Annotated in this window: 13 protein-coding genes; 10 read left to right on the top strand and 3 right to left on the bottom strand. The window is 71.4% G+C overall.

Annotated features, from left to right (window positions below; translation table 11 throughout):
- The first annotated feature begins 14 nt into the window (after positions 1-14).
- From argC to argH, 8 genes are read left to right on the top strand one after another with little or no spacing between them, the layout of a single operon-like run.
- Positions 15-1,043: an N-acetyl-gamma-glutamyl-phosphate reductase gene (argC, locus tag AB0J55_RS38815; protein WP_364260628.1), complete on the top strand. Its 1,029-nt coding sequence runs from the start codon at positions 15-17 to the stop codon at positions 1,041-1,043.
- Complete coding sequence (gene argJ, locus AB0J55_RS38820) at positions 1,040-2,200, top strand: bifunctional glutamate N-acetyltransferase/amino-acid acetyltransferase ArgJ (RefSeq protein WP_364260631.1); 1,161 nt, start codon at positions 1,040-1,042, stop codon at positions 2,198-2,200. Before argC ends, argJ begins: the two co-directional genes overlap by 4 nt.
- On the top strand, positions 2,197-3,114 hold the full coding sequence (argB, locus tag AB0J55_RS38825) for an acetylglutamate kinase (RefSeq protein ID WP_364260634.1): 918 nt from the start codon (positions 2,197-2,199) through the stop codon (positions 3,112-3,114). Before argJ ends, argB begins: the two co-directional genes overlap by 4 nt.
- Complete coding sequence (locus AB0J55_RS38830; RefSeq protein WP_364260637.1) at positions 3,111-4,313, top strand: acetylornithine transaminase; 1,203 nt, start codon at positions 3,111-3,113, stop codon at positions 4,311-4,313. The genes argB and AB0J55_RS38830 overlap by 4 nt, the downstream gene beginning before the upstream one ends.
- Positions 4,313-5,239 carry an ornithine carbamoyltransferase gene (gene argF / locus AB0J55_RS38835; protein ID WP_364260640.1) on the top strand — a complete coding sequence of 309 codons (927 nt, stop codon included), beginning with the start codon at positions 4,313-4,315 and terminating at the stop codon, positions 5,237-5,239. Before AB0J55_RS38830 ends, argF begins: the two co-directional genes overlap by 1 nt.
- Positions 5,236-5,736, top strand: a complete 501-nt coding sequence (locus tag AB0J55_RS38840; protein ID WP_364260643.1) for an arginine repressor — start codon at positions 5,236-5,238, stop codon at positions 5,734-5,736. Before argF ends, AB0J55_RS38840 begins: the two co-directional genes overlap by 4 nt.
- The gene (locus AB0J55_RS38845; RefSeq protein WP_364260646.1) at positions 5,733-6,020 is read left to right on the top strand and encodes an argininosuccinate synthase; all 288 of its coding nucleotides are present in this window, start codon (positions 5,733-5,735) and stop codon (positions 6,018-6,020) included. The genes AB0J55_RS38840 and AB0J55_RS38845 overlap by 4 nt, the downstream gene beginning before the upstream one ends.
- 36 nt (positions 6,021-6,056) lie before the next feature.
- Complete coding sequence (gene argH, locus AB0J55_RS38850; RefSeq protein ID WP_364260649.1) at positions 6,057-7,472, top strand: argininosuccinate lyase; 1,416 nt, start codon at positions 6,057-6,059, stop codon at positions 7,470-7,472.
- Here argH and AB0J55_RS38855 read toward each other — a convergent pair.
- From AB0J55_RS38855 to AB0J55_RS38865, 3 genes are read right to left on the bottom strand one after another with little or no spacing between them, the layout of a single operon-like run.
- Complete coding sequence (locus AB0J55_RS38855; protein ID WP_364260652.1) at positions 7,465-8,115, bottom strand: TetR family transcriptional regulator; 651 nt, start codon at positions 8,113-8,115, stop codon at positions 7,465-7,467. The two genes, argH and AB0J55_RS38855, sit on opposite strands and share 8 nt — an antisense overlap.
- Positions 8,115-8,783, bottom strand: a complete 669-nt coding sequence (locus AB0J55_RS38860) for a DUF4166 domain-containing protein (protein WP_364260655.1) — start codon at positions 8,781-8,783, stop codon at positions 8,115-8,117. Before AB0J55_RS38860 ends, AB0J55_RS38855 begins: the two co-directional genes overlap by 1 nt.
- Entirely contained in the window at positions 8,780-9,325 is a 546-nt protein-coding gene (locus tag AB0J55_RS38865) for a hypothetical protein (RefSeq protein WP_364260658.1), read from the bottom strand. Before AB0J55_RS38865 ends, AB0J55_RS38860 begins: the two co-directional genes overlap by 4 nt.
- Before the next feature lie 112 nt (positions 9,326-9,437).
- On the opposite strand from AB0J55_RS38865, the gene AB0J55_RS38870 reads away from it, so the two are divergent.
- Together AB0J55_RS38870 and tyrS are read left to right on the top strand one after the other, a co-directional pair.
- Complete coding sequence (locus tag AB0J55_RS38870; RefSeq protein ID WP_364260661.1) at positions 9,438-10,112, top strand: DNA-3-methyladenine glycosylase; 675 nt, start codon at positions 9,438-9,440, stop codon at positions 10,110-10,112.
- Positions 10,109-11,383 carry a tyrosine--tRNA ligase gene (gene tyrS / locus AB0J55_RS38875; RefSeq protein WP_364260664.1) on the top strand — a complete coding sequence of 425 codons (1,275 nt, stop codon included), beginning with the start codon at positions 10,109-10,111 and terminating at the stop codon, positions 11,381-11,383. Before AB0J55_RS38870 ends, tyrS begins: the two co-directional genes overlap by 4 nt.
- Positions 11,384-11,706: the final 323 nt, after the last annotated feature.

An 11,706-nucleotide genomic window follows, 5' to 3' on the forward strand; every position in this document is an offset into this window, starting at 1 on the left:
GCATAATCATGCGTATGACGGTGAACATCGCGGTGGCCGGAGCCAGCGGGTACGCGGGCGGTGAGCTGCTGCGCCTGCTCCTGACCCATCCCGAGGTCGAGATCGGCGCGCTCACGGCCGCCAGCAGCGCGGGCACGAAGCTCGGCGTCCACCAGCCCCACCTCGTCCCCCTCGCCGACCGCGTCCTGGCCGAGACGACGCCGGAAAACCTCGCCGGCCACGACGTCGTCTTCCTCGCCCTGCCCCACGGGCACTCCGCGGCGATCGCGGCGCAGCTCGGCCCGGACGTCCTGGTGGTCGACCTCGGCGCCGACCACCGCCTGGCCGACGCCGGCGACTGGCAGCGCTGGTACGGCGGCGACCACGCCGGCCAGTGGCCGTACGGCCTGCCCGAGCTGCCCGGCGCCCGCGAGAAGCTCGCCGGCACCAAGCGCATCGCCGTGCCCGGCTGCTTCCCGACCGGCGGCTCGCTGGCCCTGGCGCCCGCGTTCGCCGCCGGGCTGGTCGAGCCCGACGTCACAGTCGTCGCGGTCACCGGGACCTCCGGTGCCGGCAAGAGTCTCAAACCGCACCTGCTCGGCTCCGAGGTGATGGGCTCGGCGAGCGCGTACGGCGTCGGCGGCGCCCACCGCCACACGCCCGAGTTCGCGCAGAACCTCTCGGCCGTCGCGGGGGAGAAGGTCACCGTGTCCTTCACGCCTGTGCTCGCGCCGATGCCCCGCGGCATCCTGACCACCGCGAACGCCCCGCTCAAGGACGGCGTCGACGAGGCCGCGGTCCGGGCCGCCTACGAAAAGGCCTACGACGCGGAACCGTTCGTCCAGCTACTGCCCGCGGGTGCCTGGCCGACGACCGCGTCGACGCTCGGCTCCAACAACACCCAGCTGCAGATCGCGGTCGACGAAGGTGCTCGGCGCCTGGTCGTCGTCTCCGCGATCGACAACCTCACCAAGGGCACCGCCGGCGGTGCCGTCCAGTCGATGAACCTGGCCCTCGGCCTCCCGGAAACCACCGGGCTTCCCACCGTAGGAGTGGCACCGTGACCGTCACCGGCCCCCAGGGCTTCCGCGCCGCCGGCGTCGCCGCCGGGATCAAGGCCTCCGGCGCGCTCGACCTCACCCTGGTCGTCAACGACGGCCCCCTGGACGTCGCCGCCGGCGTGTTCACCCGCAACGTCATCAAGGCCGCGCCGGTGCTGTGGTCGCAGGAGGTGCTCAAGCAGCAGCGGCTGAAGGCCGTCGTCCTCAACTCCGGCGGCGCCAACGCGGCCACCGGTCCCGGCGGCTTCCAGGACACCCACGCCACGGCCGAAAAAGTCGCCGAAGTCCTGCAGGCCGGCGCGATCGAGGTCGCCGTCTGCTCCACCGGCCTGATCGGCGAGCGGCTCCCGATGGACGCGGTCCTGTCCGGAGTGGACACCGCCTTCAAGGCCCTCGACGCCAGCCCCGAAGCCGGCCTCAACGCCGCCAAGGGCGTGATGACCACCGACACCAAACCGAAGCAGGCCTTCGCGAAGCACGACAGCGGCTGGAGCGCCGGCGGCTTCGCCAAGGGCGCGGGCATGCTCGCGCCGAACCTTGCCACCATGCTTTCGGTCCTGACCACCGATGCCGTGGTGGACAAGGAAACCCTCGACCGGGCCCTGCGCGCGGCCACCCGCGTCACCTTCGACCGGCTCGACGTCGACGGCGGCACGTCCACCAACGACACCGTCCTGGTCCTGGCCTCCGGCGCGAGCGGGGTCGAACCGACCGAAGCCGAGCTCACCGAACTGCTCACCGCGGTCAGCCACGACCTGGTGCTCCAGCTGCGCGCGGACTCCGAGGGCGCCACCAAGGACGTCGACGTCACCGTGCAGGGCGCGGACACCGAAGCCGACGCGATCGCCGTCGCCCGCACGATCGCCGAGGACAACCTGGTCAAGACGGCACTGTTCGGCTCGGACCCGAACTGGGGCCGGATCGCCATGGCGCTGGGCCGCGTCCCCGCCCGCATCGACCCGGAGACCGTGTCGATCGCGATCAACGGCGTCACCCTGTTCGCCCAGGGGATGCCCGCCGCCGACCGGTCGGAAGCGGACCTCACCGGCCGGGCCATCGAAATCGTCGTCGACCTCGGCGTCGGCGAGGGCACGGCGACCATCTACACCACGGATCTTTCGCACGGTTACGTCGAAGAGAACAGCGCGTACTCCTCATGACCCAGGAGGCTCTGATTTCCGCGGACGAACGACTCGCGACGGCGGCCGAGAAGGCCGGAGTGCTCATCGAGGCGCTGCCCTGGCTGCAGCGGTTCCACGGCGCCACCGTGGTGGTGAAGTACGGCGGCAACGCCATGGTCGACGACGAGCTGAAGGCGGCCTTCGCCGAAGACATGGTGTTCCTCCGGCTGGCCGGCCTGCGCCCGGTGGTCGTGCACGGCGGCGGCCCGCAGATCACCGCGATGCTCAACCGGCTGGGCGTCGAGGGCGAGTTCAAGGGCGGCCTGCGCGTCACCACGCCGGAGACGATGGACATCGTCCGGATGGTGCTCGTCGGCCAGGTCAGCCGGGAGCTCGTCGGGCTGATCAACGCCCACGGGCCGTACGCGGTCGGCATCTCCGGCGAGGACGCCCGGCTGTTCACCGCCGAACGCAAACAGGCCACTGTGGACGGTGAGCCGGTCGACATCGGGCTGGTCGGCGAGGTCGCCGAGGTCAACCCGGACGCGGTGCTCGACATCGTCAACGCCGGGCGCATCCCGGTGGTGTCCACCGTCGCCCCGGACGTCGACGGCGTGGTGCACAACGTCAACGCCGACACGGCCGCGGGGGCGCTCGCGGCCGCGCTGGGCGCCGAGAAGCTGGTCGTGCTCACCGACGTCGAAGGCCTGTACGCGAACTGGCCGGACCGCTCGTCGCTGATCGACCGCATCCGCGTCGACCGCCTCGAACCGATGCTGCCCACCCTGGCCAGCGGCATGATCCCGAAGATGGAGGCGTGCGTGCGCGCCATCCGCGGCGGCGTGCGCCGGGCGCACGTGATCGACGGCCGCCTCGCCCACTCGGTGCTGCTGGAGGTCTTCACCTCCCGCGGCGTCGGCACCATGGTCTTCCCCGAAACGGAGCTCCCGTGACCGACCTCCAGTCCAATGTGGACGGGCAGCAGCACTGGCAGTCCGCCCTGATGGACAACTACGGCACGCCCCAGCTGACGCTCGTCCGCGGCGAAGGCGCGCAGGTGTGGGACGCCGACGGCAAGGAGTACGTCGACCTGGTCGGCGGGATCGCCGTCAACGCGCTCGGCCACGCGCACCCGGCGGTCGTCGAAGCCGTGACCGCGCAGATCAAGCAGCTCGGCCACACCTCGAACCTGTACGTCAACCCGGTGGCCGTCGAGCTGGCGGAAGCACTGCTCGACGTCGCCGGACTCACCGGTAACGGCAAGGTGCTGTTCGTCAACTCCGGCGCCGAGGCCAACGAAGCCGCGCTGAAGATCAGCCGGCTGACCGGGCGCACCAAGGTGGTCGCCGCCGAAGGCGCGTTCCACGGCCGGACCATGGGCGCGCTGACGCTCACCGGCCAGCCCGGCAAGCGCGACCCGTTCAAGCCGCTGGTGCCCGGCGTGGCGCACGTGCCGTTCGGGGACGCCGAGGCGCTCAAAGCCGCCGTCGACACCGACACCGCGGCGGTCTTCCTGGAGCCGGTGCTCGGCGAAGGCGGTGTCATCCCGGCGCCGGACGGCTACCTGCACGCCGCCCGGGAGATCACCAAGGCCACCGGCACGCTGCTGGTGCTCGACGAGGTGCAGACCGGCCTCGGCAGGCTCGGCACCTGGTTCGGCTACCAGCAGGCCGGCATCGTGCCGGACGTGATCACCCTGGCCAAGGGCCTCGGCGGCGGGCTGCCACTGGGCGCGGTGATCGGCGTCGGCGCGGCGGGCGACCTGCTCAAACCCGGCCAGCACGGCACCACCTTCGGCGGCAACCCGGTCTGCTGCGCGGCCGGCCTGGCCGTGCTGAAGACCATCGCCGCCGACGGCCTCCTCGACCACGTCGCCACGCTGGGCAAGGACATCGCGGCGGGCGTCGAGGCGTTGGGGCACCCGCTCGTCGCCGGGGTGCGCGGAGCCGGGCTGCTGCTCGGCATCGCCCTCAAGCAGCCCCTCTCGGCAGCGGTCGCCCAGGCCGCCCAGGCCGCCGGCTACCTCGTCAACCCGGTCGCCCCGGACACCGTCCGGCTCGCGCCGCCGCTCGTGCTCGACGCCCAGCAGGCCGAAGGCTTCCTCGCCGCCCTCCCGAACGCGCTCGACTCCACCACGAAGGACTCCGACTGATGCTGCGCCACTTCCTCCGCGACGACGACGTCAGTCCGGCCGAGCAGAAGGCCATCCTCGACCTCGCCGACCAGCTCAAGGCCGATCCGCTCGGCAACAAGACCCTCGCCGGCAAATCCATCACGGCGATCTTCGAGAAGAACTCGACGCGGACCCGGTTCTCGTTCGAGGTCGGCATCAGCCAGCTCGGCGGCCACCCGGTGATCGTCGACGGCCGCTCGATGCAGCTCGGCCGCGAAGAGACCATCGAAGACACTTCGCGGGTCCTGTCGCGGTACGTCGACGGGATCGTCTGGCGCACCTTCGCGCAGAAACGCATCGAGGCGATGGCTTCGGCCGCGTCGATCCCGGTGGTCAACGCGCTCACCGACGAGTTCCACCCGTGCCAGGTGCTCACCGACCTGATGACGATCCGCGAGCGCAAGGGCAGGCTCGCCGGCCTCACCCTCGTCTACCTCGGCGACGGCGCCAACAACATGGCGCACTCGCTGCTGCTCGGCGGGGTCACCGCCGGGATGCACGTCCGGGTCGTCTCGCCGGTCGGTTTCCAGCCGGACCAGGGCGTCATGCTGGACGCGAAGAAGCGCGCGAGCGAGACCGGCGGCAGCGTCACCGACTTCACCGACCCGTACGCGGCGGTCGACGGCGCGGACGTGCTCGTCACCGACACGTGGACGTCGATGGGGCAGGAGAACGACGGCCTCGACCGGGTCGGCCCGTTCCGCGCTCTCCAGGTGAACGCCGAGCTGCTGAAGAAGGCCGCGGACGACGCGATCGTGCTGCACTGCCTGCCGGCCCACCGCGGCTGGGAGATCACCGACGAGGTGCTCGACGGCCCGGCCAGCGCGGTGTGGGACGAGGCCGAGAACCGGCTGCACGCCCAGAAGGCGCTGCTGGTCTGGCTGTTCGAGGAGAGCCGGCGATGACCGGCAGCCGGGTGGGGCGGCAGGCGCGGATCACCGAGCTGGTCTCGACCATGACGATCCGCAGCCAGACCGAGCTGGCCAAGCTGCTGGCCGCCGAAGGTATCGAGGTCACGCAGGCGACGCTGTCGCGCGACCTCGACGAGCTGGGGGCGGTCAAGCTGCGCGGCCCGGACTCGGGAGCGCCGGTCTACGTGATTCCCGAGGACGGCAGCCCGGTCCGCGGGGTGCAGGGCGGTACGTCGCGGCTCTCCCGGCTGCTTGCGGAACTGATGGTCTCGGCGGACTCGTCCGGCAACCTGATGGTGCTGCGGACGCCGCCGGGCGCGGCGCAGTTCCTCGCCAGCGCGATCGACCGGGCGGCACTGGAGGAGGTCGTCGGCTCGATCGCGGGTGACGACACGGTCGCCGTGATCGCGCGTGAGCCCCTGACCGGCAAGGAACTGGCCGAGCGCTTCGCCGCCCTCGCCCAGCGATCGGCGGACGAAGGATCACCATGATCGCGATCGGCGACATCTTCCCGGCCGAGGGCGAGTTCCTCGCGCCGGACGAGGTCGTGATCACCTTCGACCGCGGGATCCCGGTGGCGATCGACGGGGAGACCGTTTCCGTCGCCGAAGCGCGCCGCATGCTGAGCGCGCGCGGCGAGGCGCAGCGGATCGGCCGCGGCGAAGCGTGCGCCGCGCTCGAACGGCGGGCCGGCCGCGGATGCGCCAGTCTGACCGGCACCGCTTCGGGCGAAGTCCGCCTGGTCCTGTACGACGGCCGGATCACGGTCGCCTGAACACGTGAACGAACACACCGAGGAGAAGCGAGAACAGTGAGCGGGAACGAGCAGCCGGTCCAGCTGTGGGGCGGCCGGTTCGCCAGCGGTCCGGCGGAGGCCATGGCCGCGCTGAGCGCGTCGACGCACTTCGACTGGCGCCTGGCGCCCTACGACATCGCCGGATCGCGCGCGCACGCCCGGGTACTGCGCAAGGCGGGCCTGCTCACCGACGACGAGCTGACCGGCATGCTGGCCGCGCTGGACACGCTCGCCCAGGACGTCGCGTCGGGGGAGTTCACCCCGACGATCGCCGACGAGGACGTGCACACGGCTCTCGAACGCGGCCTGCTCGAGCGCGCGGGCACCGAACTCGGCGGCAAACTGCGCGCCGGCCGGTCCCGCAACGACCAGGTGGCCACGCTGTTCCGGATGTGGCTGCGCGACGCCGCCCGCCGGGTCGTCGCGGGCACTCTGGAGGTCATCGACGCGCTGGTGTCGCAGGCGAAACGGCACCCGGACGCGATCCTGCCCGGCCGCACGCACCTGCAGCACGCCCAGCCGGTGCTGCTCGCCCACCACCTGATGGCCCACGGCCAGGCGCTGCTGCGGGACGTCTCGCGGCTGCAGGACTGGGACGCCCGCACGGCCGAGTCGCCGTACGGCTCGGGTGCGCTCGCCGGCTCGTCGCTCGGGCTCGACCCGGAGGCCGTCGCCGAGGAGCTGGGCTTCGCGACCAGCGTCGAAAACTCCATCGACGGCACCGCTTCGCGCGACTTCGTCGCCGAGTTCGCCTTCGCCGTCGCGATGCTGTCGGTGAACCTGTCCCGGATCGCCGAAGAGGTGATCATCTGGAACACCGCCGAGTTCGGCTACGTGACCCTGGACGACGCCTGGGCCACCGGTAGCTCGATCATGCCGCAGAAGAAGAACCCGGACGTCGCGGAGCTGACGCGCGGCAAGGCGGGCCGGCTGATCGGCAACCTCACCGGCCTGCTGGCCACCCTCAAGGCGCAGCCGCTGGCCTACAACCGCGACCTGCAGGAGGACAAGGAGCCGGTGTTCGACTCGGTCGAGCAGCTCGAGCTCCTGTTCCCGGCGATCGCCGGCATGCTCGAAACGCTCACCTTCCACACCGAGCGGCTCGCGGAGCTGGCCCCGGCCGGCTTCACCCTGGCCACCGACATCGCGGAGTGGCTGGTGCGGCAGGGCGTCCCGTTCCGCGTCGCGCACGAAGCGGCGGGGGAGAGCGTCCGTGTCGCCGAGGCCCGGGGCGTCGGCCTGGACGAGCTGACCGACGAAGAGTTCGAGAAGATCAACCCGGCGCTCACCCCCGCGGTGCGCGAGGTCCTCACCGTCGAAGGTTCGGTGAAGTCCCGCGACGCGCGGGGCGGCACGGCGCCGGCGCGCGTGGCCGAACAGCGCGCGCGGCTGGAGGAGCGCGTCACCGCGGCGCGTCAGTGGCTCAACTGAGTTTCTTGCGGAGCTTGGCCCGGACGGCCCGCGTGGCCACCGGGCCGAGCCCGTCCAGGACGTCGACGAGCACGGCCAGCTGCTCCAGCGCGGCCACGGCCTGCTCGGCGCCGTCGGGGTCGACCGTGTCGAACAGCGTCAGCCCGAGGAACCCGGTGGACACGGCGTGGGCGAGCCCGTCGGGGTCGGCGAGCTCCGCCAGCGGTGACCCGGTGAGCACCCGCTCGAGCGCCGAGCGGACCTCGGAAATCCACTTGTCCAGGCCTTCGCGGGTCGCCTCGGCGAGCCGCTCGCTGCCCTGCGCCCCGGCCAGCGTCTGGGCCAGCAGCGCCAGGTTGCCTTCCGCGCGTTCCGCGGCCCGGATGTCCCGGCCGAGCGCCAGCAGCTCGCCGACCGTGGCCACGGCGGCGAACCGGTCGCGGTAGAGGGCGACGCGAGCCTCCGTCGCGGAGACGCACGCCTGCGCGACGAGCTCCTCCACGCTGCCGAAGTGGTAGAAGACCAGCGCCTGGTTCGCCCCCGCGGCACTGGCGACCGACCGGGCGGAGACGGCGGTGATGCCCTGCTGCCGGACGACTTCCAGCACGCCGTCCACGAGCCGCTGCTTCGTGTCCTGCGAACTGGAGTTCCGGCCGGTGCCCATCAGTCCATGACCTTCTCACGAAGCGGTTTGACCGCCCCGCTCACCCCGCCTCCGACGTCGACGTACCGGGCGGTGAAGCCGCCCTCGTACCCGAACACCGGGCCGAAGCGCGGGTTGACCACCGCGACCTCGATCCGGAACTGCCCGCTGCCCGGGTCGAACCACTCGTCGACCGTGGCGGTCCCGGTGAGCATCCGCGGGACACCCGTCCGCACCGGCCCCTCCTGCAGCCGGAACTCGCCGGAGCGGATCCGGAACCCGCCGTCGGGCCGGGCCGACACGGCGAGGTCCACCGCCAGGTGCTGGTGCGTCCCCAGGTAGTCGACGAGCCCGCGGCCGGGGCTGTACACCATCTGGGCGTCGAAGCGTCTTCGCCGCCTCGGGAATTCGAAGGTCCGTACGAAGGACACCGTTTCGCGGCCGTGCCCGTCCACGTACGGGTAGTTCTCGATGGTGAACGGCACGTTCCGGCCGCAGTCGGGGAACAGGATGTGCCACGTCGAGCCGAGCCACAGGAACGGCAGCGTGAAGTTCCGGCCCCGCCAGATGCGGTCCATCACGCCGTGGCCGATCATCCCGCGCGTGCCCGACAGAGCGAGCCGCTCCTGCACCCTCGGGTGCAGGTTCGCGAAGTCCGTGCCGAGGGCGCGTTCGAAGACCCCGCTCATGAAGACGCTCCGGCAGGCACCCGGTCGCGGGGCCGCGTCCGGCCGCAGCGCGCGGCCGAGGGCGCGGTCAGCGGCTGGTCCTCCGGCGCGACGCCGGTCTCCAGCCAGAGCCGCAGCCGGTCGAACGACCACGCCGTCATCCAGCCGAACACCGGCCGGAACACCCGGTCGGCGAGCCGCCCGAAGCGTCCCCAGCGGGTGCCGTAGTCGAAGCCGGTGACGAAGCGGACGCCGCCCGGGACCGGCGTGTAGCGCCAGAAACCGGCGCCCGCGCTGATCAGCGACAGCGGGTCGGCGGACGCGAACCGCAGCACCGACGTGCGCGAGCCGTCCGGCCAGTCCCGCGACGCCGCGCTGACTCCGATCCCGGCGACGGTGACGCCCAGGAACCGGGATGTGTAGCGGAAGTGGCCGTCGACCGGGGTGATCTCGGCGAACCGCAGGTCCCAGCGCCGGTGCAGGGCCGGATCCTGGGTGTGCTGCCACAACGTGTCGAGGTCCGTGCGGATCACGGTCTCGACGTAGAGCGCTTTCGGTCGCATCTCCGTCTCCCCTCCGGGTTTGAGCGACTGCTCAAAAAGACTGTAGAGAAGTTTGAGCGATCGCTCAAGGGTTAGGGTGGGCGCGCCAGGCAGCCGAGGAGAGGAAGTCCGTTTGAGCGGCGACGCAGGCCGGTTGTTCACGCGCGACGAACTCGCGCTCGACCCGGTCGACCTGGCCCACCTGCTGCTCGGCTCGGTCCTGGAGGCCGACGGTCCCGACGGCACGGTCGGCGTCCGGCTGGTCGAGGTCGAGGCCTACCGCGGCGAGGACGATCCGGCGTCGCACTGCTACCGGGGCCGGACCCCGCGCAACGCGGTCATGTGGGGGCCCGCCGGGCACCTGTACGTCTACTTCGTCTACGGGATGCACTTCTGCGCGAACATCGTCGGCTCGACCGACGGCGTCGCCGGCGCGGTGCTGCTGCGGGCGGGCGAGGTCGTCACCGGCCTCGACGTCGTCCGCAAGCGGCGGCCGAACGCGCGGGGCACGGGCGAGCTCGCCAAGGGCCCGGCGATCCTGACCTCGGTGCTGCGCATCGACCGCGCCGAGAACGGCGTCGACCTGACCGATCCGGCGTCACCGGTCCGGCTGTACGCCGGTGAGCGGGTGCCGGCCGAGCGGATCCGCAGCGGCCCGCGCGTCGGCGTGGCGATGGCGATGGACACGCCGTGGCGGTTCTGGGACGGCGCGTCCCCGGCCGTGTCGACCTACCGCCGCGGCGGCAAGCGGCGGGTCCGACCCGCCAGTCAGTCGGTTGACCAGGTGCGGGAGGATCTACAGGCGTGAGCGAACACATCCTCGACGAGCTGTCCTGGCGCGGCCTGATCGCGCAGTCCACCGACATCGACGCCCTCCGGCGCGAGCTCGACCAGGGTCCTGTGACGCTCTATTGCGGCTTCGACCCGACCGCGCCCAGCCTGCACGCCGGCAACCTGGTCCCGCTGCTCATGCTCAAGCGCTTCCAGCGCGCCGGGCACCGGCCGATCGTGCTGGCCGGCGGCGCGACCGGGATGATCGGCGACCCGCGCGACACCGGTGAGCGCACGCTGAACACGCTCGACGTCGTCGCCGAATGGGCCGGGCGCATCCGCGGCCAGCTCGAACGGTTCGTCGACTTCGACGACTCGCCGACCGGTGCGATCGTCGAGAACAACCTCAACTGGACCGGGCAGCAGACGTCGCTGGAGTTCCTGCGCGACGTCGGGAAGCATTTCTCGATCAACGTCATGCTGAACCGGGAGACGGTGAAGCGACGGCTCGAGGGCGACGGCATGTCGTACACCGAGTTCAGCTACCTGCTCCTGCAGTCGCAGGACTACCAGCAGCTCTACCGGCAGTACGGCTGCAAGCTGCAGGTCGGCGGGTCCGACCAGTGGGGCAACCTCGTCGGCGGGGTCGACCTGATCCGCCGGACCGAGGGCGCGGCCGTGCACGCGCTGACCGCGCCGCTGGTCACCGACGCCGAGGGGCGCAAGTTCGGCAAGTCCACCGGCGGCGGCAACCTCTGGCTCGACCCCGAGATGACCTCGCCGTACGCCTGGTACCAGTACTTCGTCAATGTGGGTGACGCCGACGTGATCCGCTACCTGCGGATGTTCACCTTCCTCGGCCAGGAGGAGATCGCCGCGCTGGCGGAGGACACCGAACAGCGCCCCCACTTGCGGGCCGCGCAGAAGCGGCTGGCGGAGGAGTTCACCACGCTGGTGCACGGCGAGGAGCAGACGCAGCAGGTGATCAACGCCAGCCAGGCGCTGTTCGGCCGCGGCGAGCTCGGCGACCTGGACGAGCGCACCCTCGACGCGGCGATGGCCGAGGTGCCGAACGGCAAGGTCGACCCGGCGGGCGAGCCGACGATCGTCGACCTGCTGCTCGCCGGGGGACTGGTGGACAGCAAGGGCGCCGCCCGCCGCACCCTCAAGGAGGGCGGGGCGTACGTCAACAACGTGAAGATCGCGGACGAGGAGTGGAAGCCGGCCCGCGAGGACGCCCTCCACGGCAAGTGGCTCGTCGTCCGCCGGGGCAAGCGCAACGTCGCCGGCGTCGCGCTCGGCGGCTGATCGGCTCCGTCGGCCCGAAACAGGGCCCTGACCTGCGGGAACGCAGTTAAGGGACCCCCCTGTTTCGGGCCCTCGGAGGGGGTGTAAAGTTCTCCAAGTCGCCAGGGAAACCGGGTGGCCGCCGGGACACGAACCAAGCTCTCGCGGATCGCGATTGAGTGGGTGTCCCACCAAAACTGCTAGGAATGACTCGCTTCGAGCGAGCCGCTTGATCGCGGCGAACTCGGGGTGTGTTGCTTGAGAACTCAACAGTGTGCTAGTGAACTAAGCCAGTAGAGCTTATATGAAACCCCCTCGTCGGGGTTTCCTTTGAGATGCAAGAA

It is taken from the genome of Amycolatopsis sp. NPDC049688, assembly GCF_040674975.1.
Classification (GTDB): Bacteria; Actinomycetota; Actinomycetes; order Mycobacteriales; family Pseudonocardiaceae; genus Amycolatopsis.